Source organism: Streptomyces sp. NPDC014991 (assembly GCF_043080665.1).
Taxonomy (GTDB): domain Bacteria; phylum Actinomycetota; class Actinomycetes; order Streptomycetales; family Streptomycetaceae; genus Streptomyces.
Genome location: NZ_JBIBVY010000011.1, coordinates 94,479 through 118,426, shown reverse-complemented (window position 1 = coordinate 118,426; position 23,948 = coordinate 94,479). Strand labels below are relative to the sequence as shown.

Below are 23,948 nucleotides of genomic sequence, written 5' to 3'. Positions count from 1 at the left end.
ACCCGAACCTAAGGTTCCGCAACACCCGCCGCTCCAGGCGCCGTCCCTGCGCGGGAGCGGCCGGGACACGTGTGTCCACCGAAGGAGCCGCCATGCCCCTGCCCCCGTTCAGCAGGGCACCCGGAGCACCACCCCGTGCCCGCGCTGTGCCCCGCCCGCTGCCCCGGCTGCTCGCCGTCCTCGCCGTCGTCCTCGGCACCGCACTCACCGGCCCCGCGCCCGAGGCCCGCGCCGCTGTCGCGCTCACCAGGGTGAGCGACTTCGGCCCCAACCCGGGCGCCCTCACCATGTACGTCTACCGGCCCGCCTCCCTCCCCGCCCACCCGCCGGTCGTCGTGGCGCTGCACGGCTGCACGCAGAACGCCCAGACCTACGCCGACCACTCCGGACTGCCCCGGCTCGCCGACCGCGACGGCTTCCTGCTGGTGCTCGCGGAGACCGGCACGGCCAACAACCCCAACCGGTGCTTCAACTGGTTCCAGTCCACCGACAACCGGCGCGGCCAGGGCGAGGCCGCCTCCGTCCGGCAGATGGCGGGTCAGGCCGTCACCGCCTACGGCGCCGACCCGGGGCGGGTCTACGTCACCGGCCTGTCCGCGGGCGGCGCCATGACCGCGGTCATGCTCGCCGCCTACCCCGACGTGTTCTCCGCGGGGGCGGTCGTCGCCGGCCTCCCCTACGACTGCACCCGGGACAGCAGTCCCTACACCTGTATGAACCCCGGAGTCGACCTCGGCCCGGCCGACTGGGCCCGGCGGGTGCGTGACGCCTACCCGTCGTACACCGGGCCGTGGCCGCGCGCCGCCATCTGGTACGGCGACCAGGACACCACCGTCGTACCGCGCAACGCCACCGAACTGCGCGACCAGTGGACGGCCCTGCACGGACTGTCGCAGACGCCCTCACGCACGACGACGATCGGACCGGACGCCACCCGGCAGGACCAGTACCTCGCCGCCGACGGCACGGTCGCCGTCGAGGTCGACCGCGTCCCGGGCATCGGCCACGGCACCCCGGTCGACCCCGGCACGGGCGGCGAGCAGTGCGGCGGCACCGGCGCGCCGTACTTCCTCGACTCGATCTGCTCCAGCCACTGGATCGCCCGGTTCTTCGGCCTGGACACCTCCGACCCGGGCGGTTCGGACCCGGGCGGCGGTGACACGGCCGCCTGCTGGACGGCGAGCAACTACGCCCACGTACAGGCCGGGCGGGCCACCACCAGCGGCGGAACCACCTACGCCAACGGCTCCCACCAGAACATGGGCCTGTACAACACGTTCGTCACTCACACCCTGAAGGAGTCACCCACCGGCTACTTCACCCTCGCCGACACGGCCTGCCCCTGACACACGGTCAGGCGCACCGACGGGCCGCCATGGTGGCCGACGACCCTGTACGGGCCGTCATCATGGCGGCCCCGCACATGCCCGGAGCCCCCACACCACCCCTAACCTCCAGCGCGTCCCCAACCCGCCGGAGGAACCGTATGCTTCCCCACCACACGTCACCACCCGCCCGCCCCACCCGGCGCACCGCCCTGGGCGCGCTGTCGCTCGCCGCCGTCTGGGCACTCCTGGTCACCCCCGCCACGGCCGCGCCCGCCGGAACGGGAACACCGGACGGCCCGTGCGCCGGCCGCGCCCGGCTGCACGTCCCCGGCGCCGCCCGCCAGCAGGCCGACTGCCTGGACGAACTGACCACCGCCGGCACCGTGTCCTCCGGCCACACCGACCCGGCCGACTACACGGGTCTCACCCCCGCCGGCCTGCCCACCCCCACAGGCGTCCCCGGCATCCAGATCGACGGCTACTTCCCGGACACCTCCACGACCAACACCGACCACGGCTGGCACCACGACTCCCAGTTCGTCATCCGGCTGCCCGACCACTGGAACGGCGGCCTGGTGGTCACCGGCACCCCGGGCAACCGCGAGCAGTACGCAAACGACCGGGCGATCGCCGACTGGGTTTTGGCCCGCGGTTACGCCTACGCCGCCACCGACAAGGGCAACACCGGCACCGCCTTCTTCCGCGACGGCCGCCGGCCCGGCGACGCCATCGCCGAATGGAACACCCGCCTCACCCAGCTCACCCGCGCCGCCCGCGCCGTCGTCACCCAGCGCTACCACCGGCCCCCGGCCCGCACCCTCGCCACCGGCCTGTCCAACGGCGGCTACCTGGTGCGCTGGCAACTGGAGAACCACCCCGAGCTGTACGACGGCGGAGTCGACTGGGAGGGCACCCTCTGGCGCGCCGACGGCCCCAATCCGCTCACCTCCCTGCCCATCGCGCTGCGCCACTACCCGGTCTACGCCGCCGGCGGCCCCGGAGCCGCCGACGCCGCCAGAACGCTGCACCGGGCGGGCTTCCCGCCCGGCTCCGAGTTCCTGTGGCCGTACCACCACCAGGTCTACTGGGACCTCACCCAGCGCATCTACCGCGAGGAACTCGACCCCGGCTACGACGGTGCCACCGAGGCCGGCACCCCGTTCTGCGCCTCGGGCACCCCCGACTGCGACGCCGACTACGCCTACGCGGCCCGCCCCGCGGCCGTCCACCGGGCGGTCGGCCGCATCGCCCTCACCGGCCGCATCGGCAAGCCGCTGATCACCCTCCAGGGCACCCTCGACGTGCTGCTGCCGATCAGCGAGGACTCCGACGTGTACGCGCGCATGGTCCACCGGGCCGGCCGCGGCTCCCTGCTGCGCTACTACCGCATCGAGGACGGCACCCACACCGACTCCCTGGCCGACGCGTTCCCCGGCAGGCTCCGCCCGATGGTGCCCTGCCACCGCTCCGCGTTCACCGCCCTGGAACGCTGGCTCACCGGAGCCGCCCGACCGCCCGCGGACCACACGGTCGCGCGCCCGGCCGGTGCGGACCCGGCGGCCCTGCTCACGAGCTGCCCGCTCGGCTGACGAGCCCCGTCCGCCGGTGCGCCGCCCGGCGCCCGCGGGTCACCCGGCGGAGCCCGGGCACGTACCATGGCCGCATGTCGTTCCTCCGCCGCCGCAGCGCCACCCCTGCCGGACCCGACTTCGACGTGCTGGCCATGGACCCGGGCGACTGGCCGGGCAACCTCGGCGCGGGCCTGCTGCCCGCCCCCGACGGCACGTGTCAGGGCGTGTTCCTGCGCTACGACCTGTTCGGCGGCCGCGGCCCCGCGATGATCATCGGCAATCTGCCGACGGGTTCCCCGGCCCGCGACGTGGCCGAGGGCGAGATCCCCTTCGAGGTGGGCCAGCTGCTGCTGGCCCTGGAGAACGACGAGGAGGTCACCGTCGTCGAGACCGAGGACACGCCGGTCCTCCAGGGCGACAACCTTCTCATCGTGCGGCGCCTGAAGCTGTCCGAGAGCCGGGTCTCCTGCGTCCAGTTCGACCGCAGCGACGGCGTCCTCGTCACCATCGCCGCCTGGGACCGCCCCATCACCGACGACCTGTACGCCCTGCTGAAGCCGCTCCCGGCGGAGCTTTTCCAGCAGGGCTGAGACCACGGGCGGCGCCTGGGGGCGGAGGCCCTCAGCGGACCGAGCCCGCGAGCGTCACGTCCGCGGCACGGACGAACGCGACCCGGTGGCCGTACTGGATCTCGTAGTACAGGTCCTTGCCCACCACGACCCGGTGCGAGCCGGTGGTGAAGGTGACCGCGTAGTAGTACTCGCCCGGCACCTCGTCACCGGCCACGTACGCCTGACCGGCCGGGATCGTGTACGGCAGCGGCACCACCGACTGGGCCGGGACGTCCGCGGGATAGGCATCCTTCTCCGGGTAGGCGCGCCCGTACACGGGAACGCTCGTCAGGCCGTCCCTCGGCGTCACCACCACACCCCGAGCCGGGACCGCCGCCGGTTCCTCGCGCGGGTTCTGGAACCAGGCCTTCTGCCCCAGGTACCAGATGGCCGTCCAGTCGCCCCAGCGGTCGGCCACCGCGAACTGCTGGCCGGTGGAGACCCGCGAGGACAGGTCGTTCACCCCGGTGGTCGGGTCCGTCCTCAGGCCGATGTCCCTGACCAGCGGGGCGGTCACGTCGTGGTCCGTGTAGAGCCGCACCTCGCTGGAGCCGTGCGACGTGCAGGGCTCGCCCTTGGTGGTGCAGCCGGTGTACACGGGCCGGTTGGAGGCATAGTCCGGCAGGATCGTCACCACGGGGGAGTGCCGGCCGGCCGTGCGCCGGAACGGGTGGCCCAGCAGCTGGAAGTAGTGCCGCCAGTCCCAGTACGGCCCGGGGTCCGTGTGCATACCCGCAACCGTCGAGGCGGTCGGCCCGGGCACGTTGTCGTGGCCCAGGATGTGCTGCCGGTCCAGCGGGACGTCGTACGTCCTGGACAGGTACCTGACCAGCCGGGCCGAGGCCCGGTACATCGCCTCCGTGTACCAGGCGTCCGGGCTGGCGAGGAAGCCCTCGTGCTCGATGCCGACCGACTTCGCGTTGACGTACCAGTTGCCCGCGTGCCAGGCGACGTCCTTCGCCTTGACGTGCTGGGCGATCAGACCGTCGGTCGAGCGGATGGTGTAGTTCCAGGACACGTAGGTAGGGTCCTGGATCAGGTTCATGACCCCGTCCCAGGCGCCCTCCGTGTCATGGATGACGATGTACTTGATGCTCTGTGAGGCCGGACGGTCGCCCAGGTCGTGGTTGCCGTAGTCGTTGTCCCCGAACTCCGCGTACGGCGCCGGGACCGATTCGCAGGACACCGACCTCGGGCACTCGGTGTCGTCCGTGGGCAGTGTGCGCAGGCCCGCCCGCCGCAGCGGGGCGGTGTCCGGGGCCAGCCGCGGGTGCGCGGCCAGGACCACGCGCTGACCGTCGTCGGTGGTGCGCTTCTCGCCCGTCCGCAGTACGTCGTACACGTCGTCGGCGTACGCCGCCGCGGTGGCCGTGTCGTCGGCGCCGGAGAACCGGGCCACCGCGCCGTACCAGTCGGCCGGGTCCGCGCTCGGGGGCTCGCCCAGCTCCTGCTGCGCGGCGGCCAGCAGGGCGGCGCCGCCCGCCACGTTCGCCGCCGGGTCGGCGCGCAGTTGCCCCGCCGGGATGCCGGTCAGCTCCGCCGCCCTCGGCAGGGTCCGCAGCCGGGCCGGGACCGCGGAGGCGGCCGGCTTCCCGGCGGCCGGGTGCAGCGCGGCACGTGCGGCGTCGCCCCGGGGGTCCTCCGTCCCCCCGGCGAAGTGCTCCGAGGCGGCCATCGCGGTCCGGGCGTCGGTGAGGTGCATCGGGCCGTAGCCGCCGGTCACACTCGGCGCACCCCCGTGCCCGTCCCAGCGGGACTGGAGGTAGGACACGGCCAGCAGGACGCTCTGCGGCACGCGGTAGTCGGCCGCCGCGGCGGCGAACGCGTGCTGGAGCCCGTCCGGCGAGGGGGCGGCGGCACGGTGGGCGGGGGCCATGCCCAGCAGGGGCAGCAGCAGGGCCGCGGAGGTGAGCGGGACGGCGGTCCGCCGTAGGCGTCTGTGACCGGGTGCGGACGTGGGGTCGGTGGCGGATCCTCGCAAGGCGGCCTCCTGTGACGGGCGGAGCGTGGCGGGGCGTGCGGCGCCGAACTGGGACAGTGGTACCGGCTTGCCGACGATCCGTCAATGATGCCCGCAGGAGGGCGATTTCCCACGTCACGAAGGGTTTACGGCGAGTTTCGCGGCGGTGGTGCCCGGGCCTGCGTGGCTTCACTGGCCTAGACCAGTTGCCGCCGCGCCCGGACATGCGCGAAGGCACGCGGTGCGCCGCCGCTGAGGGGCGCACCGCGGACCTTCGCCCGGGTCAGCGGGTACCGACCGCCGCCCGGACGGCCTTTCGGGCCGTCTGGCAGTCGTCGTGCAGCCGCCGGAGCAGCAGCCGCTGCTCCTCACCGGACGCCACGGCACCCTGATGGGCCGCGCCCGGCGCCGCCGGGGCCGGGTCGTGCATCGAACGCTGCACGGCCGTCTCGTACGTCCGGATCTCCCGGGTCAGCAGGAGCATCAGGTTCACCAGGAAGGCGTCCCGGGACGCCGGGCCCGCCGACTGGGCGATCTGGGCGATCTGCCGCCGGGCCACCGGCGCGTCCCCGAGGACGAGCCACAGTGTCGCCAGGTCGTACCCCGGCAGATACCAGCCGGCGTGCTCCCAGTCCACCAGCACGGGACCGGCCGGGGAGAGCAGGACGTTCGACAGCAGGGCGTCGCCGTGGCTGAACTGGAGCATCCCGTGCCGGCCCACCTGGTGCGCGATGCCGTGCAGCAGCTTCTGAAGGTCGCCGAGATCGCGGTCGGTGAGCAGGCCCAGCTCGTGATAGCGGGAGATCCGCACCGCATAGTCCAGCGGCATGTCGAAGGTGCCCGCCGGGGGCCGCCAGGCGTTGACCCGGCAGATCGCGCCGAGCGCGGCCCGGATGTCCGCGCGGGGCGGAGCCTCCACGGGATGCCGCTGGAACGCCGCAGTCCGGCCCGGCATGCGCTCGATGACCAGGGTGCAGTTGTCCGGGTCCGCCGCGATCAGCCTCGGCACCCGGACCGGCGGCCGGTGCCGGACGAACGAGCGGTATGCGGCTATTTCCTGACGGCTCCGCTCCGCCCACGCGGGCGAGTGGTCCAGCAGACACTTGGCGACGGCTGTACTGCGCCCTGTCGTCCCGACGAGGAGGACGGACCGTCCGCTGCGCCGCAGGACCTGCACCGGGGCGAACTCCGGACAGATCCGGTGCACCGCGGCGATCGCGGCGCGCAGCTGCGTGCCCTGGGGGCCGGACAGGTCGAGCCTCCCGCTGAGCGGCTGCGTCCCGGGCTGGCCCGGGATCCGCCGCGGCCGGCCCGCGCCCAGAACGGGAACGCCCGGACGTGCCGACGGGTCGAGGTACGGCCCGCCGCCCGCCGGGCGGGAGCGCAGCGGCCGGGGCGGGGCGGACACGGAGGACGACGCTGCGTACATGGGAGATACAGATCCCTTCGTGTGCCTGCGGTGCCTGCCTGTGGGTCCGTGCTCCGAACCCGTGCTCCGAACCCGTGCTCCGGGCCATGCCCGAGAGCGCGGTTCCGAGAGCGGGCGCCCACCCGCCCGGCCGTCCGGGCGCACCCTGGGGAGTGGGCCCGTCATATGCCGCTATGGGGCCGCCGTATGAGGGTGGCGACCGGTCGGGGTGGCGCTTTCCTACCTGACACCCGACGCCCACTGGCACACCATCTGGCGGACCCTGGCGAACCATGGCGAATAGTCGCCCGGCAACCCCCACCGGGCTACTGTCAACTCAGCCGAGAACCTGGGGGCTTGACGTGAGCGGACAACCCAACACCCGCCTTGCGGACCTGTTCGGCCTGGCCGGCTGGTCGAAGGGCGAACTCGCGAGGCTGGTCAACCGGCAGGCGGCGGCCATGGGCCACCCCCAGCTGGCGACCGACACCTCCCGGGTGCGGCGGTGGATCGACGTGGGGGAGATCCCGCGCGATCCGGTGCCGCGGGTGCTGGCGGCCCTGTTCACCGAGCGTCTCGGCCGTGTCGTGACCATGGAGGACCTCGGTCTGGTACGGCACGGGCGTGCGGGGAAACGGCAGGGCGACGGGAACGAGGAACATCCCGACGGTGTGCCGTGGCCGCCCGAGCGAACCGCCGCGGTCCTCACCGAATTCACGGGAATGGACCTCATGCTCAACCGACGCGGCTTGGTGGGCGCGGGTGCCGCGCTCGCCGCGGGATCCACACTCAGCAGCGCCATGTACGAGTGGCTGCACACCGACCCGGCCCTGAAGGCCGACGCCCCTGCTCTCGACGACCCCCTGCACGCCGACCCCGCCGGGTTCGACCGTTACGAGGCCGCCCCCATCGGGTGGCAGGAGATCGAGGCGCTGGAGCGCTCGGTCGAGGTGTTCCGCGCCTGGGACGCGGCCCGTGGCGGCGGGCTCCAGCGCAAGGCGGTGGTGGGCCAGCTCAACGAGGTGGGCGGCATGCTCGCCTACCGTCATCCGCCCCACCTCCAACGGCGCCTGTGGGGCGTCGCCGCCAACCTCGCCGTCCTCGCCGGCTGGATGTCGCACGACGTCGGCCTGGAGCCCACGGCACAGAAGTACTTCGTCATCGCCGCCCATGCCGCCCGGGAGGGCGGGGACCGGCCGCGCGCCGGCGAGGCGCTGTCGCGGGCGGCCCGGCAGATGGTGCACCTGGGCAGGCCGGACGACGCCCTGGACCTGATGAAGCTCGCCCAGTCCGGCGCCGGCGACCGTCTCCAGCCGCGTACCCGGGCGATGTTCCACACCATCGAGGCCTGGGCGCAGGCGTCGATGGGCAAGGGCCAGGCGATGCGCCGGACGCTCGGGCGGGCGGAGGACCTCTTCGTCTCCGAGGGTCAGGACGTGGAACAGCCGGAGTGGATGCAGACCTTCAAGGACGAGGACCTGTACGGCATGCAGGCGCTCGCCTATCGCACCCTGGCGGAGTTCGACCCGGGCGCGGCCACGCACGCCCGGTACTACGCGGAGAAGGCCCTGGCCCTGCGCGTCGACGGACGTGAGCGGTCGAAGATCTTCGACCATCTGTCCATGGCGTCGGCCTGCTTCATCGGCGACGACCCCGAACAGGCCGACCGTTACGCCCGGTTGGCCCTGATGTCGATGGGCTCGAACTCCTCCCGTCGCACCTGGGACCGGCTGCGGCAGATGTACCGGCTGACCGCGGAGTACGCCGAGTACCCGAGGATCCAGGAACTGCGGGAGGAGATCAGGCTGGCCCTGCCCAAGCCGAGGGCCAGGACGGAGGGCGACGCCGCGCCGGCGTAGGGCGCCCGGGCACCGTCCGGGGTGACGGGCCGGTCAGCCGACCACCTTGGCGACGAGGAGGCAGGCGTCGTCCTCACGTCCCGCTCCGCCGAACTCCTCGACGACCGTGCGCACGCAGTCCTGCGCGCTGCGCGCCGCTGTGAAGCGTGGGGCCAGGGCGAGAAGCCGGTCCGCGGTCGCCGTCCTGCTGAGGCCCGGCAGCAGCGCGTCGGTGTGCATCAGGAGCAGGTCGCCCGGCCGCAGGGTGACGGCGCACTGCCCGTACACGGCACCTGGGGAGGCGCCGAGGAGGGTGCCGTCCGGCGTGTCCAGCGTGCTCCCCGTCCCGTCGCGGTACAGCAGCGGGGCGGGGTGTCCGGCCTGGGCCCAGGTCAGGACGCCGGTCTCGGGCTGGTAGCGGCAGCAGACGGCGCTGCCGAGGGCGGGTTGCACGGTGGCGTCGAGTAACTGGTTGAGCAGGGTGAGCAGTCGGCCGGGCTCGGTGCCGGCCATGGCCATCCCCCGGACGGCGCCGAGCAGCATCGCCATGCCCGAGGTGACGGCCACCCCGTGTCCGACCAGGCCGCCGACGCCGAACAGCGTCCGGCCGTCGGACAGCTCCAGCGCGTCGTACCAGTCCGCGCCGATCGGTGTGCCGGCCGCGGCCGGCAGCCGGTGGGCGGCGAGGTCGAGGGTCTGCGGTCCCCGGCGCGGGAACCGCAGGGAGCCGCGCCAGGGTGGCAGCACGGCTTCCTGCAGTTCGGCCGCGATCCGGTGCTCGGTCCGCTCCCGCCGGCGGTGGCGGTGCAGCGAGTCACGGGTCTCGCGCACCGTCCGCTGCTCGCGGCGCAGTTCGCTGACGTCGCGCAGCACGGCCCACATGGAGGTGGTGCCGCCGTCGGCGCCGAGCACGGGTTCGCCCATCATGTGCACGGTCCGTACGGAGGTGTCGGGGCGTACGACGCGGAACTCGCCGTCGATCGGGCGGGCGTCGACCAGGCAGTCCGTCACCATCGCGGTGAGTTTCGGCCGGTCCTCCTCCAGTACCAGGGCGGGCAGTTCGTCCAGGGTGGGGGCGGGGCGGGCCGGGTCGAGGCCGAGGATCTGGTACAGCTCCCCCGACCAGGTCGCCTCGTCCGTCAGCAGGTTCCACTCGGCGCTGCCGACGCGGCTGAGCAGCGAGCCGCGCGAGGCGGTGACCGGTGCGGGCCGGACGGGTGGCGCCTCGCCCGACCCGGCCGGAGCGGGGGCCGGGCCGTCCCGCAGCTGCGCCAGGTGGGCGTCCAGGTCGTCGAGCTGGTGCAGGGCGAGGTCGTACAGGGCACGCTGCCAGCGTTCCTCGGGGTCCGTTCCGTCGCTCCGGGTGTCCCGCCGCACGGCGTCCACGTCGCCCTTGAGGCGTCGTGTCTGCCGGATCAGTGCCTCGACCGAGCCGGGTCCGGGGGGCTGGGCGGCCGGGCGGTCCGCGGAGACTGGGGACGGCATGACGCACTCCGATGAGGGGGACGGTACGGCGGGGACGGCGGGGGACCGTTCACGACTGTGGCACAGCCCGCGACGCTCTGTAAGGGATTCGGCAACACACGATACGGTGGTGCTTCCGGCATATGCCAGAGTCTTCCCGGGCTGGTCCGCAAGGACGAACGGCGTACGCGTCGCACCGGCCAAGGCGTAGACGGCGTACGTGAGTTGAGGCAGGTGTCCTGCTCGTCCTCGCACTTGGGCACGTGTTCGACGCTTCTCTGTTCCCCTCCGTTACGCAGGGGCCTGTACCTGTCGAACTCTGACCGGATTTGGCGCCATGCGAGAGGCCTTCGCCGACTCCTTAATGGCATGGACATCATCGTCGAACAGTTCGCCCACGCCCGGCTCGTCACCGCCGAGGACCGGGAGGTTCCGGTATCGGCCACGCTCCGCTACTCCGCGGACGATCCCCTCGCCGTCTTCGTGGACTTCCCGGCCGAAGCGGCGCTGAACGGCGAGGAGGTCACGTGGACCTTCGCCCGTTCCCTGCTGGACCAGGGGCTGCGCGCCCCGGCCGGCCACGGGGATGTTCAGATCTGGCCGTACGGCCGTACCCGTACCGTCCTGGAGTTCCACTCGCCGCACGGCATGGCCCTGCTCCAGTTCCAGGCCTCGGCGCTGCGCCGATTCCTGCTGCGCACCTACGCGGTGGTCGCCGGGGGACAGGAGGACATGGCCGGCGTGGTGGAACGGGGGCTGAGCGCGCTGTTCGGCGGGGTGTGAGCCGGTGGCGGAGCGCTGCGGGGGCGCCCCGGACCGACTGCGGCCTCACCGCGTCCCTGCCTCACCCCACGGGCAGGAACCGTGACGACCCACCGCGCACATAGCGGCACGGGGGACTCCTGGGGCCGGCGCTCTCGTGAACGACGGCGACGGGGCCGCGTCAGTGGCCGGCTCCGGCGTACAGGGCCGGACGCGGGGCGAGACCCACGGCCACCCTGACGCCCGTCCGAAGCGCCCGGACGCCCGCCTCGGCGACGACGGAGGCCGCGTAGCCGTCCCAGGCGCCCGGCCCGGTGACCTCCCCGCGCCGGGTCGCGTCCACCCAGGACTGTAGCTCGCGGTCGTAGGCGCCGGCGAAACGGACGAGATAGTCCTGTGCCACCTCCTCGTGGGCACTGCCCCCGGTGGTGACCACCATGGTGTGCTCGTCGCCGATCCGGGCGCTGCCCGCCTCGCACACGGCCTCGCAGCGCACCTGGTAGCCGAAACCGCAGTTCACGAAGACCTCGACGTCCACCAAGGCGCCCCGCTCGGTCTCGAAGAGCACGAACTGCGGATCGAGCAGGCCCTCGGGTGCTCCCGGGGACGGCGTGGGCCGCAGCACGGTGACGGCCGTCAGCTCCTGCCCGAGCAGCCAGCGGGCCGCGTCGATCTCGTGCGATACGGAGCTGTCGATCAGCATCGCGCTGGTGAAGCCGGCGGGGGAGGAGACGTTGCGGTGGGTGCAGTGCAGCATCAGCGGTCTGCCCAGGCGGCCCCCGTCCAGCAGCGCCTTCAGCCGCCGGTACTCGGTGTCGTAGCGCCGCATGAACCCGATCTGCGCGAGCCGGCGGCCGAGCCGTACCTCGGCCTCCACGACCCGCAGCGCACCGGTGGAGTCCGGCACCATGGGTTTCTCGCACAGCACCGGCAGCCCGCGGGCGAAGGCGCCGAGCAGCGCCTCCTCGTGGGCCGGACCGGGGGAGGCGATGAGGACCGCCTGCACGCCCGGCGCGTCGAGCGCGGCGATCGGATCCGGGTGCACGGTGACGCCGATGAGGCCGGCCGCCGCCTCCCGGGCCCGGGCGAGGTCGGGATCGGCCACGGCCGCCACCCTTGCTCCGCTGACCACCCGGTCGAGACGCCGTATGTGGTCGGCCCCCATGTGCCCGGCACCCAGAACCGCCACCCCCAACAGGTCACCCATGTGCGCGCTCCCTCCCGTCGGTAGGCGATCACGCCGTAGCGTACGCCGACGTGGAGAGGGCCCGATGGTGGCGGCGTCTCCCGCGTCAGTACCGCAGTACGCCCGCGATGCCGTCCGCGTCGCCCAGGGTGCCGTCGGGGACGAAGCGGACGTCGGCGCCGGTCTCCAGGCAGCGCTCGACGATCTCGTCCACGATGTCCTCGCGGGCATCGAGGTCCCCGGCATCGGCCTGCACCAGATGGTCGCCCAGGTCGCGGACGGCCGCGCGGTAGTTCTCCTCCACGGCCAGCAGCCGGACCCGGCCCTCCCGCGCGCTGTGCCACAGCTCGTCCAGACCGGCCGCGAAGGTCCGGTGGCCGCGCGCCGAGGTGAGGTCCCGGACCACCGAGCCGGTGTCCTTGGCCGTCTCCGCCTCCAGCACCGGGCGGACGGCCTGCCACACGGCGTCGGGGCCGGCGTGCGCGAGTCCGCCGCGCCGCACGTGCACGGCGATCCTGGCGATGCTGCCCACCTCGTCCAGCAGGGCGAGCGCCGCCCGCTCGCCGGTGACGTACAGCGGGCGGGGCTGGACGCGCAGCACCGCGCCCAGCGCGGTGTCGGCCGTCCGCAGGAACTGGCGCGTGCCCTCGTCGCGGAAGGTGCTCGGCGAATCGCCGACGCGTTCCTGGCGTTCGGCGTCGAAGTTCCCCCGGCCGCGGGTCAGCGGGAAGCCGCCGGACCGGTCCTCGACGACCCGGTCCGCGCCGCCGCTCCACAGGGTGGCGCGGTCCGCGGAGACGGACAGCACCCAGAAGGGCCGCTCGGCCGTCTGCGCGGCGACCAGGTTGCGGGTGAGGAAGGTGTCCGACAGCACCACCCGCTCGGGGACGGGACGGGCCAGCGACCAGACCTGGTGCTCGCCCGGCGCGGCGAAGATCACCAGACCGTCCTCGGCGTGCGTCAGGTCCACCTCCGCCAGCGCGCGGTCGAGCTGCGCCACGACGTCGGCGCGCCGTTCCCGCGTGACGGCGGGATCGGACTCCAGGCGTCTGCGCGCCTCGGTCACCACGTTGCGCAGCCGGACCGGGTCCTGGCCGCTCCCGCGTTCCCGGCGGTGCGTCGGGGTCAGCACGGAGACCGCCGGATAGGGGCGCGGGCGCCGCAGTTCGGTCAGGGTCGCGGGACTCAGTGCGTGCTCCATGACAGAACGATAGGGCGGATTCATCTTTACGGCATTCGGGGCGATCCAGGGCATGGCGACCGGGGCTGCGACCACCGCCCGCCGACAGTCCGCGCGGGCTCGTCGGGGCGTTCCGCCGCCCGCGGCGGACGGCCCCCCGGCGCCGTCGCGCCCTCGCCGTGACGCCGTCGGCGGCGCCGGCCGGACCGGCCGGGGCGTCCGGCCGGTTTCTGGCCGCGAAGCCGTAACGCGCGGGTGGATTGGGGAAGTTTTTGCCTGTGGCCGGTTCCTGACGCTCATGGCCCGGTGGCACGGGCGTCGGCGGTTTCGCGGAGGCAAAACGCGGCCGAAACCGTGGGGGCACGCGGGTGCGCCGTGTTACGGCCGCGTTGACCGGGGCCCTGGTCCGGGCGGACGCTCGCCATATAGATGCTCAATACAATTGGTTTGCCGGTCCGCCCCCACGGCCAGGAAAGTCGACCTCACCGGGGAGACGGCTGACAGCCGGAGGCAGGAGGTAACGTATGTGCGGCATCACCGGGTGGGTCTCCTTCGACCGCGACCTGACCGCCGAGGCCACCACATTGCATGCGATGACCGAGACGATGGCCTGCCGGGGCCCGGACGACCGCGGTACCTGGACCGAGGGCCCCGCCGCCCTGGGCCACCGCCGCCTCGCCATCATCGACCTGCCCGGCGGCCGTCAGCCGATGACCCTGCCGACCCCCCGGGGAACCATCGCCCTGGTCTACTCCGGAGAGGCGTACAACTTCACCGAACTGCGCCGCGAACTCCAGGACCGCGGCCACCGGTTCGCCACCGACTCCGACACCGAGGTCGTCCTGCACGGCTATCTGGAGTGGGGCGACGCGGTCGCCGAACGGCTCAACGGCATGTACGCGTTCGCCATCTGGGACGGCCGGCACGACAAGCTCGTGATGATCCGCGACCGCATGGGCATCAAGCCGTTCTACTACCACCCCACCGCCGACGGCGTCCTCTTCGGCTCCGAGCCCAAGGCCATCCTCGCCAACCCGCTGGCCCGGCGCCGCGTCACCCTGGACGGCCTGCGTGAACTGTTCGTCATGGTCAAGACACCGGGACATGCCGTCTGGGACGGCATGCGCGAGGTGGAGCCCGGCACCGTCGTGACCGTCGACCGCTCCGGACTGTCCACCCGCGTGTACTGGCGGCTGGAGACCCGCCCGCACACCGACGACCGCGACACCACCGTCGCCGGGGTGCGCTCGCTCCTCGACGACATCGTGCGCCGGCAGCTGGTCGCCGACGTGCCGCGCTGCACCCTGCTCTCCGGCGGTCTGGACTCCTCGGCCATGACCGCGATCGCCGCCCGCCAGCTCGGCGAGCAGGGTGAGAAGGTGCGCAGCTTCGCCGTCGACTTCGTCGGCCAGGCCGACCACTTCGTCGCCGACGAACTGCGCGGCACCCCCGACACGCCCTTCGTGCACGACGTCGCCCGCCTCGCCGGCACCGACCACCAGGACATCGTCCTGGACGCCCAGTCCCTCGCCGACCCGGCCGTGCGCGAGCAGGTCGTCCGGGCCCGCGACCTGCCGGCCGGCCTCGGCGACATGGACGCCTCGCTGCTGCTGCTCTTCCGCGCCATCCGGGAGAAGTCCACGGTGGCCCTGTCCGGCGAGTCCGCCGACGAGGTCTTCGGCGGCTATCTCCAGTTCTTCGACGAGGAGGCGCGCCGCGCCGACACCTTCCCGTGGCTGGCGACCATGGGCCGCCACTTCGGCGAGGACGCCGACGTGCTGCGCGCCGACCTCACCGCATCCCTGGACCTGGCGGGCTATGTCGGCGACGGCTACCGCACCGCCGTCGCCGGTGTCGACCGGCTGGACGGCGAGAGCGACTTCGAGTACCGCATGCGGCAGATCAGCCACCTCCACCTGACCCGCTTCGTGCGCATCCTGCTCGACCGCAAGGACCGCATGAGCATGGCCGTCGGTCTGGAGGTCCGGGTGCCGTTCTGCGACCACCGGCTGGTCGAGTACGTGTACAACGCCCCGTGGGCGCTGAAGTCCTTCGACGGCAGGGAGAAGAGTCTGCTGCGGGAGGCGACGGCGGACGTGCTGCCACGCTCGGTGTACGAGCGTGTGAAGAGCCCCTACCCCTCCACACAGGACCCGCGGTACGCGCGTGCCCTCCAGGAACAGGCGAAGGACCTGCTCACCCGGCCCTCCCACCCGGTCTTCGACCTGGTCGACCGGGACCGGGTCCGCAGGGCCGCCGACCGCGACGCACCGGTCAGCACCCAGGCGGCCCGACGCGGCCTGGAACGCACCCTGGACCTGGCGCAGTGGCTGGACGTGTACGCGCCGGAGCTGGTGCTCAGCTGAGCCCGATGGCACGGTCGGCAGCCGCCGCCGACCGCTGCCACCACGTCGTCTCCGGCTCCCACACGAGGACCTGCGGTCCCGTGCCGAGCCGGGCGGCGCTGAAGGAGCGGCCCGCGTGCGCGGCCGACGCGGCGACGGTGACCGTGTCCACCCGGCGGGCCTCGGGGTCCGCCGGGTCGGCGATGGTCCGCACGTCGGCGTAGGCCGTGCCGCCCGCCGCGAGCCGGTAGGTGCCGGTGCCGCCCTCCGGCACCGGCAGCGCGGCCCCGTCCAGGTCCCCGAAGGTCACCGTGGGCACGCGGTCGACGACGCAGGCGCGGGCGCCGCGGTTGGTGACGTCGACCCGCAGGACCGCCGGGTCGCCGGCCACGGCCTTCGCCCGTACCGTCAGCGACTTCCGGGCGCAGCGGTCGGACCGCTCGTGGCCCGCGGCGGCCTTGCCGTGCGGTGCGGTGGGCCGGTCGTGGCCCGCGGCGGCCTGGCTGTGCGGTGCGGTCAGCAGCACGGCCGCCATGGCGGCCGAGGCGGCGGGTACGGTGACGGCGGCGCGGATGCGCATGACGGTGCCCCCAGTGCGGTCGTGTCCCGGATACGGCGGTCGAAGCCCGCCTGCCCAGTGTGACGACCGGGACGGCCCCGAGGTTGCCCCGGTGCGCCCCTGTCACCCGTTCGCGCCGGGCCCGTCACCGGCCGGCGGGGGGTGCGTGACCGTCAGCCGGAGGTGACCCCGGTCCCGGCCTCCCCCGCCCCGTCCGCCGGACAGGAACTGCCGTTCGCGGGCAGTGAACCGTAGAGCAGGAAGTCGTTGATCTTGCGGTGCACGCACCGGGAGGAGGCGTACCCGGTGTGCCCCTCGCCCTTGCTGTCGAGCACCACGGCCGACGGGCCGAGCCGCTGGGCCGTCTCCACCGTCCACCGGTACGGCGTCGCCGGGTCGCCGCGCGTGCCGACCAGCAGCATCTTCGCCGAGTGCACGTCCCTGACCCGGTCCCGGATGAAGTCGGTGCCCTTGGGCCGCCCGTAGCACAGCAGCAGCTGGGTCAGCCGGTAGCGGCCGAAGACCGGCGAGGCCCGGTCGTACGCGGCCCGCAGGTCCGCCAGGTCCCGGGTGATCCGCGCCGCGGTGGGCCGGTCGGGGTCGTCCGCGCAGTTGATCGCCATCAGGGCGGCCGGCAGGTTGTCCACCGGGACATCCTGGACGTCGGTCAGTCCGCCGTCCGTGCGGGGCCGGCCGTGGGGCCCGCCGACGCCGCCCGAGGAGAAGGCCAGGACGCGCCGGGTGTCACCGTCCTCGATCAGCGAGGCCAGGGCGCGCTCCAGCGAGGGCCACAGCTCCTTGCCGTAGAGGGCCTGCCCGATGGCGCCGACCAGGTCCTGGCCGGTGAACGAGCCGCCGAAGTCCGTCGGCACCGGGTTCCGGTCGAGCGAGCGCACCAGCCGGACCACCTCGTCCCCGGCCGCCCGCCGGTCCCGGCCGAACGGGCAGGCGAGGTCCGTCGTGCACCAGTCCAGGAAGTCGTCCAGCGCGGTCTGCTGGCCCTCGGCGCCCGCCAGCCCCTGCTCGGACAACGGCTCGGTCAGCGTGTCCACGCCGTCGAGCACCATCCGGCCGACCTTGTCCGGGAACTGGGCGGCGTACACCGAGCCGAGCCGGGTGCCGTAGGAGAAACCGAGGTAGTCGAGCTTCTTGTCGCCGAGCGCCTGGCGGATGACGTCCAGGTCGCGGGAGGTGTTCACGGTGCCGATGTGGGGCAGCACCGGGCCGGAGTGCCGGGCGCACTGTTCGGCGGCCTCGCGCAACTGCCGGAGCAGCGCCCGGGGCCGGCCGAGCCCGGCCTCCGCCCCGGTCATGGAGAAGGCTTCCGCACCGCCCCCGCCGCAGCTGACGGGCGAGGACCGGCCGACGCCGCGCGGATCGAAGGTGACCACGTCGTAGCCGTTGGTCAGGTCCATGAACCGACGGCCGTCGGCGGCCAGTTCGGGGATGCCGGCACCGCCGGGACCGCCGAAGTTCAGCAGCACCGAGCCCCGTGAGTACCCGGTGGCGCGGTAACGGGCCAGCGCCACGTCCAGGGTGCCCGCGCGTGGCCGCGCGTAGTCGAGTGGGACGGTGACCTTGCCGCACTGGAGGTCCTCCGGCATGTCCGGCCCGTCGCAGGCCCGCCACGTCACCTTCTGCTCGTAGAACCGGGACAGGTCGGGCTGCGGCCGGTCGGCGGCAGCCGCGGGCAGCCCGGCGCCGAGCAGTGCCAGAGCGAGGGCCGAGGCACCAGCGCAGCGCCGCAGGGCGGGCCGTCCGGACAGCTTGGCCAGCATCGTTCGCCTCCCGGGGCGCCTGCCACGGACCGGGTCGGCGCCCTCGGATCACCATAGGCGTGCCCCGGACGGCTCGCCTCCGGACGAGCGGGGCGGTGACCGCCGCCGTATGCTGCCCGCCCGCGTTCCCGGACGATCACCGAGCGGCTTCGCACGTTCGATATCAGCGCCACTCGATGGGGTGAAAGGCCGATAAGCCATAACTCGGATGGTTCGTTCGCGTTCTTCTGAGGTGCGGGTGACCGCCCGCTACCACGTCTGGAAGGCAGGGAACTATGAGACGGGCTACCCGAAACGGTGTGATCGCCGTCGCCGCCGCGTCCGGCGCGATGGCCGTGGCGCTGCCGGTGTCCGCGGCCTTCGCGGCCGACGGGGCCGGCGCCCAGGGCACCGCGGTCGGTTCGCCCGGCCTGCTCTCCGGCAACACCGTCCAGCTCCCGGTGCACGTGCCGGTGAACGTGTGCGGCAACACGGTGAATGTGGTGGGACTGCTCAACCCGGCCGCGGGCAACGCCTGCGCGAACGGGGGAGCCGGGGCGCGGGCGGGGTCGGCCGCGTCCGGCGGCGCGTCCGCGCAGGGCGCTGCCACCGACTCGCCCGGTGTGGTCTCGGGCAACGGTGTCCAGCTCCCCGTCCACCTGCCGGTCAACATCAGCGGCAACAGTGTCGACGTGGTCGGCGTGGGCAATCCGGCACAGGGCAACCGGTCGGTCAACGGTACCGGCGACCAGCCCCGGCGCCCCCCGCACACCCCGGCCCCGGAACACCGCACCCCGAAGCCCCCGGCCGCGCCCCGGGCGCACCACCCCGCCCCGCACACCCCGCGTCCGGTGGCGTCCAGCCTGGCGCACACGGGAGCGGACATGACGGCCCCGGCCGTCGCCGGCAGCGCCGCGCTCGTCCTCGCCGGCGCGGTCCTGTACCGCCGCTTCCGGCCGGGCCGCAGCAGCTGACCCACCGCGCCCACGGCCCCGCTGCGCCCACGGCCCCGCCGGCCCCGGCCCGGCGGGGCCGTGTCGTCCACGCGACCGGGCGTCCGCGGCACGGGAGCGCCCGGTCGGGCGCCGGCCCGCCGGAGCAGTTCGGTGAGCGCGCCGCACTCCTCGGACAGGGGCGGTACGTGCTCCGGGCCCCGCGGGGCGCCGGTCCACGCGGCGATCCGTCCCTGCGCCTCACGGCCGGCACGGGTCGGCGTGACGGTGCCGTCGGGCGGACGGTCACCCGGCCCCGCCGGCGAGCCGTACGGGCGCACGGGCGGCCCCTGGCCCGACGGGAGGGACACCGGGGTGCCGTCGGCGCGACTGGCGTCATCGGTCTCGTACGCCGGCGGCCGTCCCTCGTCCGACCGGTTCGTCACGGAGGTCGTGTCGTCCGCCGACAGGGCGGCCGGCGGGCTGCCCGCGCCGACGGCACGGCCCAAGTCCCCGCCCTCCACGCCGGCGTCGGTGCCGGCTGCGGTGCGCATCGGCCGATCTTCCCGTGGCGCGGCCCCCGTTGCTCCGCAAGGATGTCGTGCGGCAGTCCCCCCGACGGATACGGAGCGTACCCATGACCTCTGCGGCCCCCCACGACCTCGTCGTCACGCAGGCCACCCTCGCCGACTGGCCGGTGATCAGCGGATGGGCGGCGGCGGAGGGCTGGAATCCCGGACTGTCCGACGGACCCGCGTTCTTCGCCCAGGACCCCGACGGCTTCTTCCTCGGCCGGATCGACGGTGAGCCGGTGTCGGCCGTCTCCGTCGTCACCTACGGCCCCGCCTACGCCTTCCTCGGCTGCTACCTCGTCCGCCCCGACCTGCGCGGCCACGGACACGGCCTCACCACCTGGAAGACCGCCCTGGCCCACGCCGGCGCCCGGACCGTCGGCCTGGACGGAGTCGTCGCCCAGCAGGACAACTACCGCCAGTCCGGCTTCGAACTCGCCTACCGCACCATCCGGTTCACGGGCACCGTTCGCGCCGGTGAGGCACTCGCCGGTGTCCGCCCGGCCGTCGCCGCCGACCTGGCCGCGCTCACCGCCTACGACGGCGCCTGCTGCCCCGCCGACCGCCCGCGGTTCCTCGCCGAATGGCTCACCGCCCCCGGCCACCGTGCCGTCGTACGGGAGGACGGCGGGCGCCTCACCGGCTACGGCGTGATCCGTCCCGGTCACGACACCTTGCGCGTCGGCCCCCTGTTCGCCGACACCGCCGACGACGCCCGGGCCCTGTTCGCCGCCCTCACCGCCGATGTCGTCGGCCGGGAGGCCGCGATCGACGTGCCCGAGCCGAACGCGGCCGGTGTCGCCCTCGCCGAGGAGGCGGGACTGCGCCCCTCGTTCGAGACCGCCCGCATGTACACCGGCCCGGTCCGCGACCACGCCCGGGAGCGCGTCTTCGGCGTCGCCACCCTCGAACTGGGCTGATCCTCGGAGCGGTTGCCGGTCCGGCTGCCGGAATGACCCGACGGCCCACGTCCTGTCGGCCGCCCGGTCAGCCGGTAATGCCGTTGCCGGGCCCAGCCGCTCGTGCTGGGGTGCACCGCATGGATCACGCCGCTGTGCTCGCCCTGTACGACCGTGAGATGCGCCGGAACGCCCGCCCCGACGGGCCCGGGGCCCGGATCGAGCGGGCCGGTGCCGTCGTGCGTCAGGTCGCCGACGCGCACGGGTGGAACGGCGTGCTCTGGTCCGGCCTGGACGCGGCGTGCGCCGGCCGGGCGATCCGCGACCAGATCGCCCGTTTCACCGGTCTGGGCCGGGACTTCGAGTGGAAGGCGTACGGCCACGACGAGCCGGCGGACCTCGGTGACCGGCTCGTCGCGGCCGGATTCCGGGCCGAGCCGGAGGAGGCGCTGATGATCGGCGAGGTGGCCGGACCGGTGTCGGCCGGGGAGCCCCCGGCCGGCATCCGTGTGGTGCGGGCCACCGATCCGGCCGGGGTGGATCTCGTCGTGGACGTCCACGAGAGGGCCTTCGGCACCGACGGCACCCGGTTGCGGCACCGGCTGCTCGGGCGGCTGGCCGCCGACCCCGGCACGGTCGTGGCCGTGGTCGCGCTGGCCGGAGCGGAACCCGTCAGCGCCGCCCGCATGGAACTGGTGCCCGGCACCCGGTTCGCCGGGCTGTGGGGCGGCGGTACCGTCGAGGCCTGGCGGGGCCGGGGCGTCTACCGGGCCCTGGTCGCCCACCGGGCCCGCGTCGCCGCCGCCCACGGCTACCCCTACCTCCAGGTCGACGCCTCGTCCATGAGCCGCCCGATCCTGGCACGCCTCGGCTTCCACACGCTGAGCACCACGACGCCGTACCTCTACGGAGGCTGACTCACCGCCGGGCGCGGGCCGGTGTGGCCGCCCCCCACCGCCGCCAGGGTGATCCGGATCAGCCTTTCGATCCGGTCGGGCCCCCTGGTGCCGGCGTCCCGAAGCCGGCGACGATCGCCGAACCCTGCGGCGCGGCCACGATGCCGACGACACCCGGGCCGCGGCGGAGGCCTCTGTTCACCGCCCCTTCATGCCATGTACCTTTCAATCAATCGACGCGTGGAGAACCCTCGACCAGGCTCTACGCGCGCAGACTGCGCCCGCACCGCCTCTCCCCACCCCACACGGAGGTTCGCCGGATGCCCGGAACCAGCAGTTCCCGCCGCAGACTCACCACCGCCCTGGCCGGCCTCGGGCTGCTTCTCGGCGGAGCCGCCCTCCAGCTCGGTACCGGCGCCCCCGCCCAAGCGGCGGCCCCGCACCGCATCCTGTTCGACAACGCCCACGCCGAGACGGCCGGCAACGCCGACTGGATCATCTCCACCAGCCAGCCCGACCCACTCGGCCAGGACTCCTCCCCGTCCGCCGAGACGGACTGGACCGGCGCCCTGTCCTCGTGGGGCGTCGCGCTGGAGAAGACGGGTGCCTACAGCCTGAAGACGCTGCCGGCCGGCTCCGCCCTCAGTTACGGCGGCACGTCCGCGACCGACCTGTCGAACGTCGACACGCTGGTCCTGCCGGAACCGAACACGCTGTTCACGAGCGCCAGAAGACCCGTCGGTCGGCAGCAGATTCGTGAACAGATCCTCCGTGATCGCACCGTAGACCCGCAGGGCCGGGATCACGGGCGCTTGATACACCTCCGTACCGCCGCCCTGCGCCAGCAGGACGGGCATCAGCACTTCCCAGGCGCCCGACCTGAGCCAGAGGCTCTGGAGACGCTTCAGCGACGCGGTGGAGACGCCGAAGACCCCGTTCAGCTCCTCCCAGGTGGTACCCGTGCGGAGCCTGTGCAGCATCGCCCTGAGTGCCTGGCGGAGATCGAAGCGGCCCTTCAGTAGCGCCGGATCGACGTCCAGCAGAACGTCCTGCGCCTGGCGCCATGTCTCGTCGCCCGGGTCGTCCGGAACCAGCGTGCTGGATTCCACGTGCCAAGCGGTGACCGAGCAGGGCCGGCCGGTACGCCGGGAGAACTTGTGCTCCTCCGGCACCACCGTGATGTCGAACATGTCGAACAGCTCGGCCTGCTTGCTCAGGTCCAGCGTGTGCATCTTGCCCTTGGCCTTGCTCACCAGCTCCACCATGCTGTTGGCCCGCGCGGCGGCTGAGTCGTACTCGGCCAGCCAGGCTTCCGTCTCGGCCAGAGCCGAACGCAGAGCCTCCAGCTCGACGTTCATCTCGTCCAGCGCCTCCTTGGTGGCCTCGGCATCGAGCCCCAGGACCGCGGCGTTCTTGATGGCGTTCTTCACGGCCTTCTGCTGCGCATCCACCTGCTGACGCAGGCTCTCCGCGCGCTCCGTGTAGGCGCTGTGGTTGCCGGGCAGGTTCTCGGCCCACTGTTCAGCCAGGTGGCGCAGACGCTCGGGCTCCCCGAGGAAGGTCGTCAGGCGACTCCAGACGTCCTTTTCGACGGACGCGGCCTCCAGGTAGGAGTCGCCGCATGGCGCCTCGTCAGAGGCACCCTGGCAGCGATACATACGGGTCCCGTCGGGACGGCCGGCCCCGACGTAGACCTTGCCGCAGGAGCCTTCGATGTGGCCGGACAGCGGGTAGTGGTCGTTCGCCCGACGGTCGTGGGCATGGTCGTCCAGCGCCCGCTGGAGCTGGGCCGCGCGCGTCTCGGAGATGATCCGAGGGACCTCCAGGGCGACGGTCGGGCCGTACAGCGGCTCGCCGGCGTCGTCCACCTTGGTCTTGGTTCGGCCGTCCGTCTTGCGGAAGTACACCGTGCTTTCGAGCAGGTGACTGCTCCTCAGGAGCCGGTCGACACTGCCCGTGTCCCACGCTTTGCCGCTACGGCGGCGGTAGCCCAGCTCATTGAGCTTGGCGCCGACCTCTTCCTTCGAGAGGCCCGCCCAGCCGTTCTCGTCGGCGAAGAGGTCCACCGCCTTGACCGCGCAGTGGACTTCGTCCTCATGGAGGACGACCACGGCATCCTTGCCCTTGCCCTGGAGCGCCAGACCGAACGGCGGTACGCCCGAGGGCCAGCCGCCCTCGGCCAGCTTGCGGTCCCGGCCGCCCATCGTGCGTTCCAGGATGAGCGTGTGTTCCAGCTCGGCCATGAAGGCCAGGAGGGACATGACGATGCCGAACATGTCGTCCTCGGTGTCGATCCGGCCATCGCCGGTCACCACACGTACGCCCAGATCCTGCGCGTCGTAGATCCAGCGGTGGATGTCCCGCATCGTGCGTCCGATGCGGTCCAGCTTCGCGAAGATCACTACATCGAACGCGCCCGCCTTGATCTGGCGGTTCATCTCGTCCAGGTCCGGCCGGCTGGCGAGCTTGCCGGACACGGCACCGTCCGTAAACACGGTGACGTCGTACTGCCCCTTGCCGAACAGCCGGTCCAGTTGTGTCCGGCAGACGTCGTCCTGGACGTTCAGCCCGAAGCCTTCCATCTGCTGGGCCGTGGACACCCGCAGATAGATGGCAACCCTCAGGCGGCCGGACTTCCTGCGGGGAGCGGGCAGGGTAGCGTTGCGCATGTCAGTCCTCT

General features: G+C 73.3%; 16 protein-coding genes and 2 pseudogenes. 10 read left to right on the top strand and 8 right to left on the bottom strand.

Annotated elements, in window-relative coordinates:
• Window positions 1-92 precede the first annotated feature (92 nt).
• From ACF1BE_RS18880 to ACF1BE_RS18870, 3 genes are all read left to right on the top strand, one after another.
• A complete protein-coding gene (locus ACF1BE_RS18880; RefSeq protein WP_392200164.1) occupies window positions 93-1,346 on the top strand; it encodes an alpha/beta hydrolase family esterase in 1,254 nt (417 codons plus the stop codon).
• A 140-nt stretch (window positions 1,347-1,486) separates the two neighbouring features.
• The gene (locus ACF1BE_RS18875; RefSeq protein ID WP_392200163.1) at window positions 1,487-2,917 is read left to right on the top strand and encodes a 3-hydroxybutyrate oligomer hydrolase family protein; all 1,431 of its coding nucleotides are present in this window, start codon (window positions 1,487-1,489) and stop codon (window positions 2,915-2,917) included.
• A gap of 74 nt (window positions 2,918-2,991) precedes the next feature.
• Complete coding sequence (locus tag ACF1BE_RS18870; protein WP_392200162.1) at window positions 2,992-3,489, top strand: hypothetical protein; 498 nt, start codon at window positions 2,992-2,994, stop codon at window positions 3,487-3,489.
• Window positions 3,490-3,520: 31 nt separating this feature from the next.
• Here ACF1BE_RS18870 and ACF1BE_RS18865 read toward each other — a convergent pair whose 3' ends face one another.
• Both ACF1BE_RS18865 and ACF1BE_RS18860 read right to left on the bottom strand, forming a co-directional pair.
• Window positions 3,521-5,491 carry an N-acetylmuramoyl-L-alanine amidase gene (locus tag ACF1BE_RS18865; RefSeq protein WP_392200161.1) on the bottom strand — a complete coding sequence of 657 codons (1,971 nt, stop codon included), beginning with the start codon at window positions 5,489-5,491 and terminating at the stop codon, window positions 3,521-3,523.
• A 262-nt stretch (window positions 5,492-5,753) separates the two neighbouring features.
• Window positions 5,754-6,899, bottom strand: a complete 1,146-nt coding sequence (locus tag ACF1BE_RS18860; RefSeq protein WP_392200160.1) for an aminoglycoside phosphotransferase family protein — start codon at window positions 6,897-6,899, stop codon at window positions 5,754-5,756.
• A 341-nt stretch (window positions 6,900-7,240) separates the two neighbouring features.
• On the opposite strand from ACF1BE_RS18860, the gene ACF1BE_RS18855 reads away from it, so the two are divergent.
• Window positions 7,241-8,737, top strand: a complete 1,497-nt coding sequence (locus ACF1BE_RS18855) for a hypothetical protein (protein ID WP_392200159.1) — start codon at window positions 7,241-7,243, stop codon at window positions 8,735-8,737.
• A gap of 33 nt (window positions 8,738-8,770) precedes the next feature.
• Here the strand turns inward: ACF1BE_RS18855 and ACF1BE_RS18850 are convergent, their stop codons facing one another.
• Window positions 8,771-10,201, bottom strand: coding sequence for a PP2C family protein-serine/threonine phosphatase (locus tag ACF1BE_RS18850; RefSeq protein ID WP_392200158.1), 1,431 nt, complete (start codon window positions 10,199-10,201; stop codon window positions 8,771-8,773).
• Window positions 10,202-10,549: 348 nt separating this feature from the next.
• On the opposite strand from ACF1BE_RS18850, the gene ACF1BE_RS18845 reads away from it, so the two are divergent.
• The gene (locus ACF1BE_RS18845; protein WP_392200157.1) at window positions 10,550-10,963 is read left to right on the top strand and encodes an SsgA family sporulation/cell division regulator; all 414 of its coding nucleotides are present in this window, start codon (window positions 10,550-10,552) and stop codon (window positions 10,961-10,963) included.
• A gap of 160 nt (window positions 10,964-11,123) precedes the next feature.
• Here the strand turns inward: ACF1BE_RS18845 and ACF1BE_RS18840 are convergent, their stop codons facing one another.
• Entirely contained in the window at window positions 11,124-12,149 is a 1,026-nt protein-coding gene (locus tag ACF1BE_RS18840; protein WP_392200156.1) for a Gfo/Idh/MocA family protein, read from the bottom strand.
• 85 nt (window positions 12,150-12,234) lie between these two features.
• On the bottom strand, window positions 12,235-13,329 hold the full coding sequence (locus tag ACF1BE_RS18835) for a chemotaxis protein (RefSeq protein ID WP_392200155.1): 1,095 nt from the start codon (window positions 13,327-13,329) through the stop codon (window positions 12,235-12,237).
• Window positions 13,330-13,832: 503 nt separating this feature from the next.
• Here ACF1BE_RS18835 and asnB point away from each other — a divergent pair.
• Window positions 13,833-15,674, top strand: a complete 1,842-nt coding sequence (gene asnB, locus ACF1BE_RS18830; RefSeq protein WP_392200154.1) for an asparagine synthase (glutamine-hydrolyzing) — start codon at window positions 13,833-13,835, stop codon at window positions 15,672-15,674.
• Here asnB and ACF1BE_RS18825 read toward each other — a convergent pair.
• Window positions 15,667-16,233 (bottom strand): DUF4232 domain-containing protein, encoded by a 567-nt coding sequence (locus ACF1BE_RS18825; RefSeq protein ID WP_392200153.1) that lies wholly within the window; start codon window positions 16,231-16,233, stop codon window positions 15,667-15,669. The genes asnB and ACF1BE_RS18825 overlap by 8 nt on opposite strands.
• Window positions 16,234-16,385: 152 nt before the next feature.
• A complete protein-coding gene (locus ACF1BE_RS18820) occupies window positions 16,386-17,990 on the bottom strand; it encodes an alpha/beta hydrolase (protein WP_392200152.1) in 1,605 nt (534 codons plus the stop codon).
• A gap of 275 nt (window positions 17,991-18,265) precedes the next feature.
• Here ACF1BE_RS18820 and ACF1BE_RS18815 point away from each other — a divergent pair, with 275 nt between their 5' ends.
• From ACF1BE_RS18815 to ACF1BE_RS18800, 4 genes and pseudogenes are all read left to right on the top strand, one after another.
• Entirely contained in the window at window positions 18,266-18,943 is a 678-nt protein-coding gene (locus tag ACF1BE_RS18815) for a chaplin (RefSeq protein WP_392200151.1), read from the top strand.
• A 595-nt stretch (window positions 18,944-19,538) separates the two neighbouring features.
• The gene (locus tag ACF1BE_RS18810) at window positions 19,539-20,393 is read left to right on the top strand and encodes a GNAT family N-acetyltransferase (protein ID WP_392200150.1); all 855 of its coding nucleotides are present in this window, start codon (window positions 19,539-19,541) and stop codon (window positions 20,391-20,393) included.
• Between the two features lie 119 nt (window positions 20,394-20,512).
• Window positions 20,513-21,289: a GNAT family N-acetyltransferase gene (locus ACF1BE_RS18805; RefSeq protein WP_392200149.1), complete on the top strand. Its 777-nt coding sequence runs from the start codon at window positions 20,513-20,515 to the stop codon at window positions 21,287-21,289.
• 299 nt (window positions 21,290-21,588) lie between these two features.
• Window positions 21,589-22,002: pseudogene (locus ACF1BE_RS18800) on the top strand (hydrolase); the annotation flags it as partial.
• 1,044 nt (window positions 22,003-23,046) lie between these two features.
• On the opposite strand, the pseudogene ACF1BE_RS18795 reads toward ACF1BE_RS18800, so the two are convergent.
• Window positions 23,047-23,937: pseudogene (locus tag ACF1BE_RS18795) on the bottom strand (recombinase family protein); the annotation flags it as partial.
• Between the last annotated feature and the right edge of the window lie 11 nt (window positions 23,938-23,948).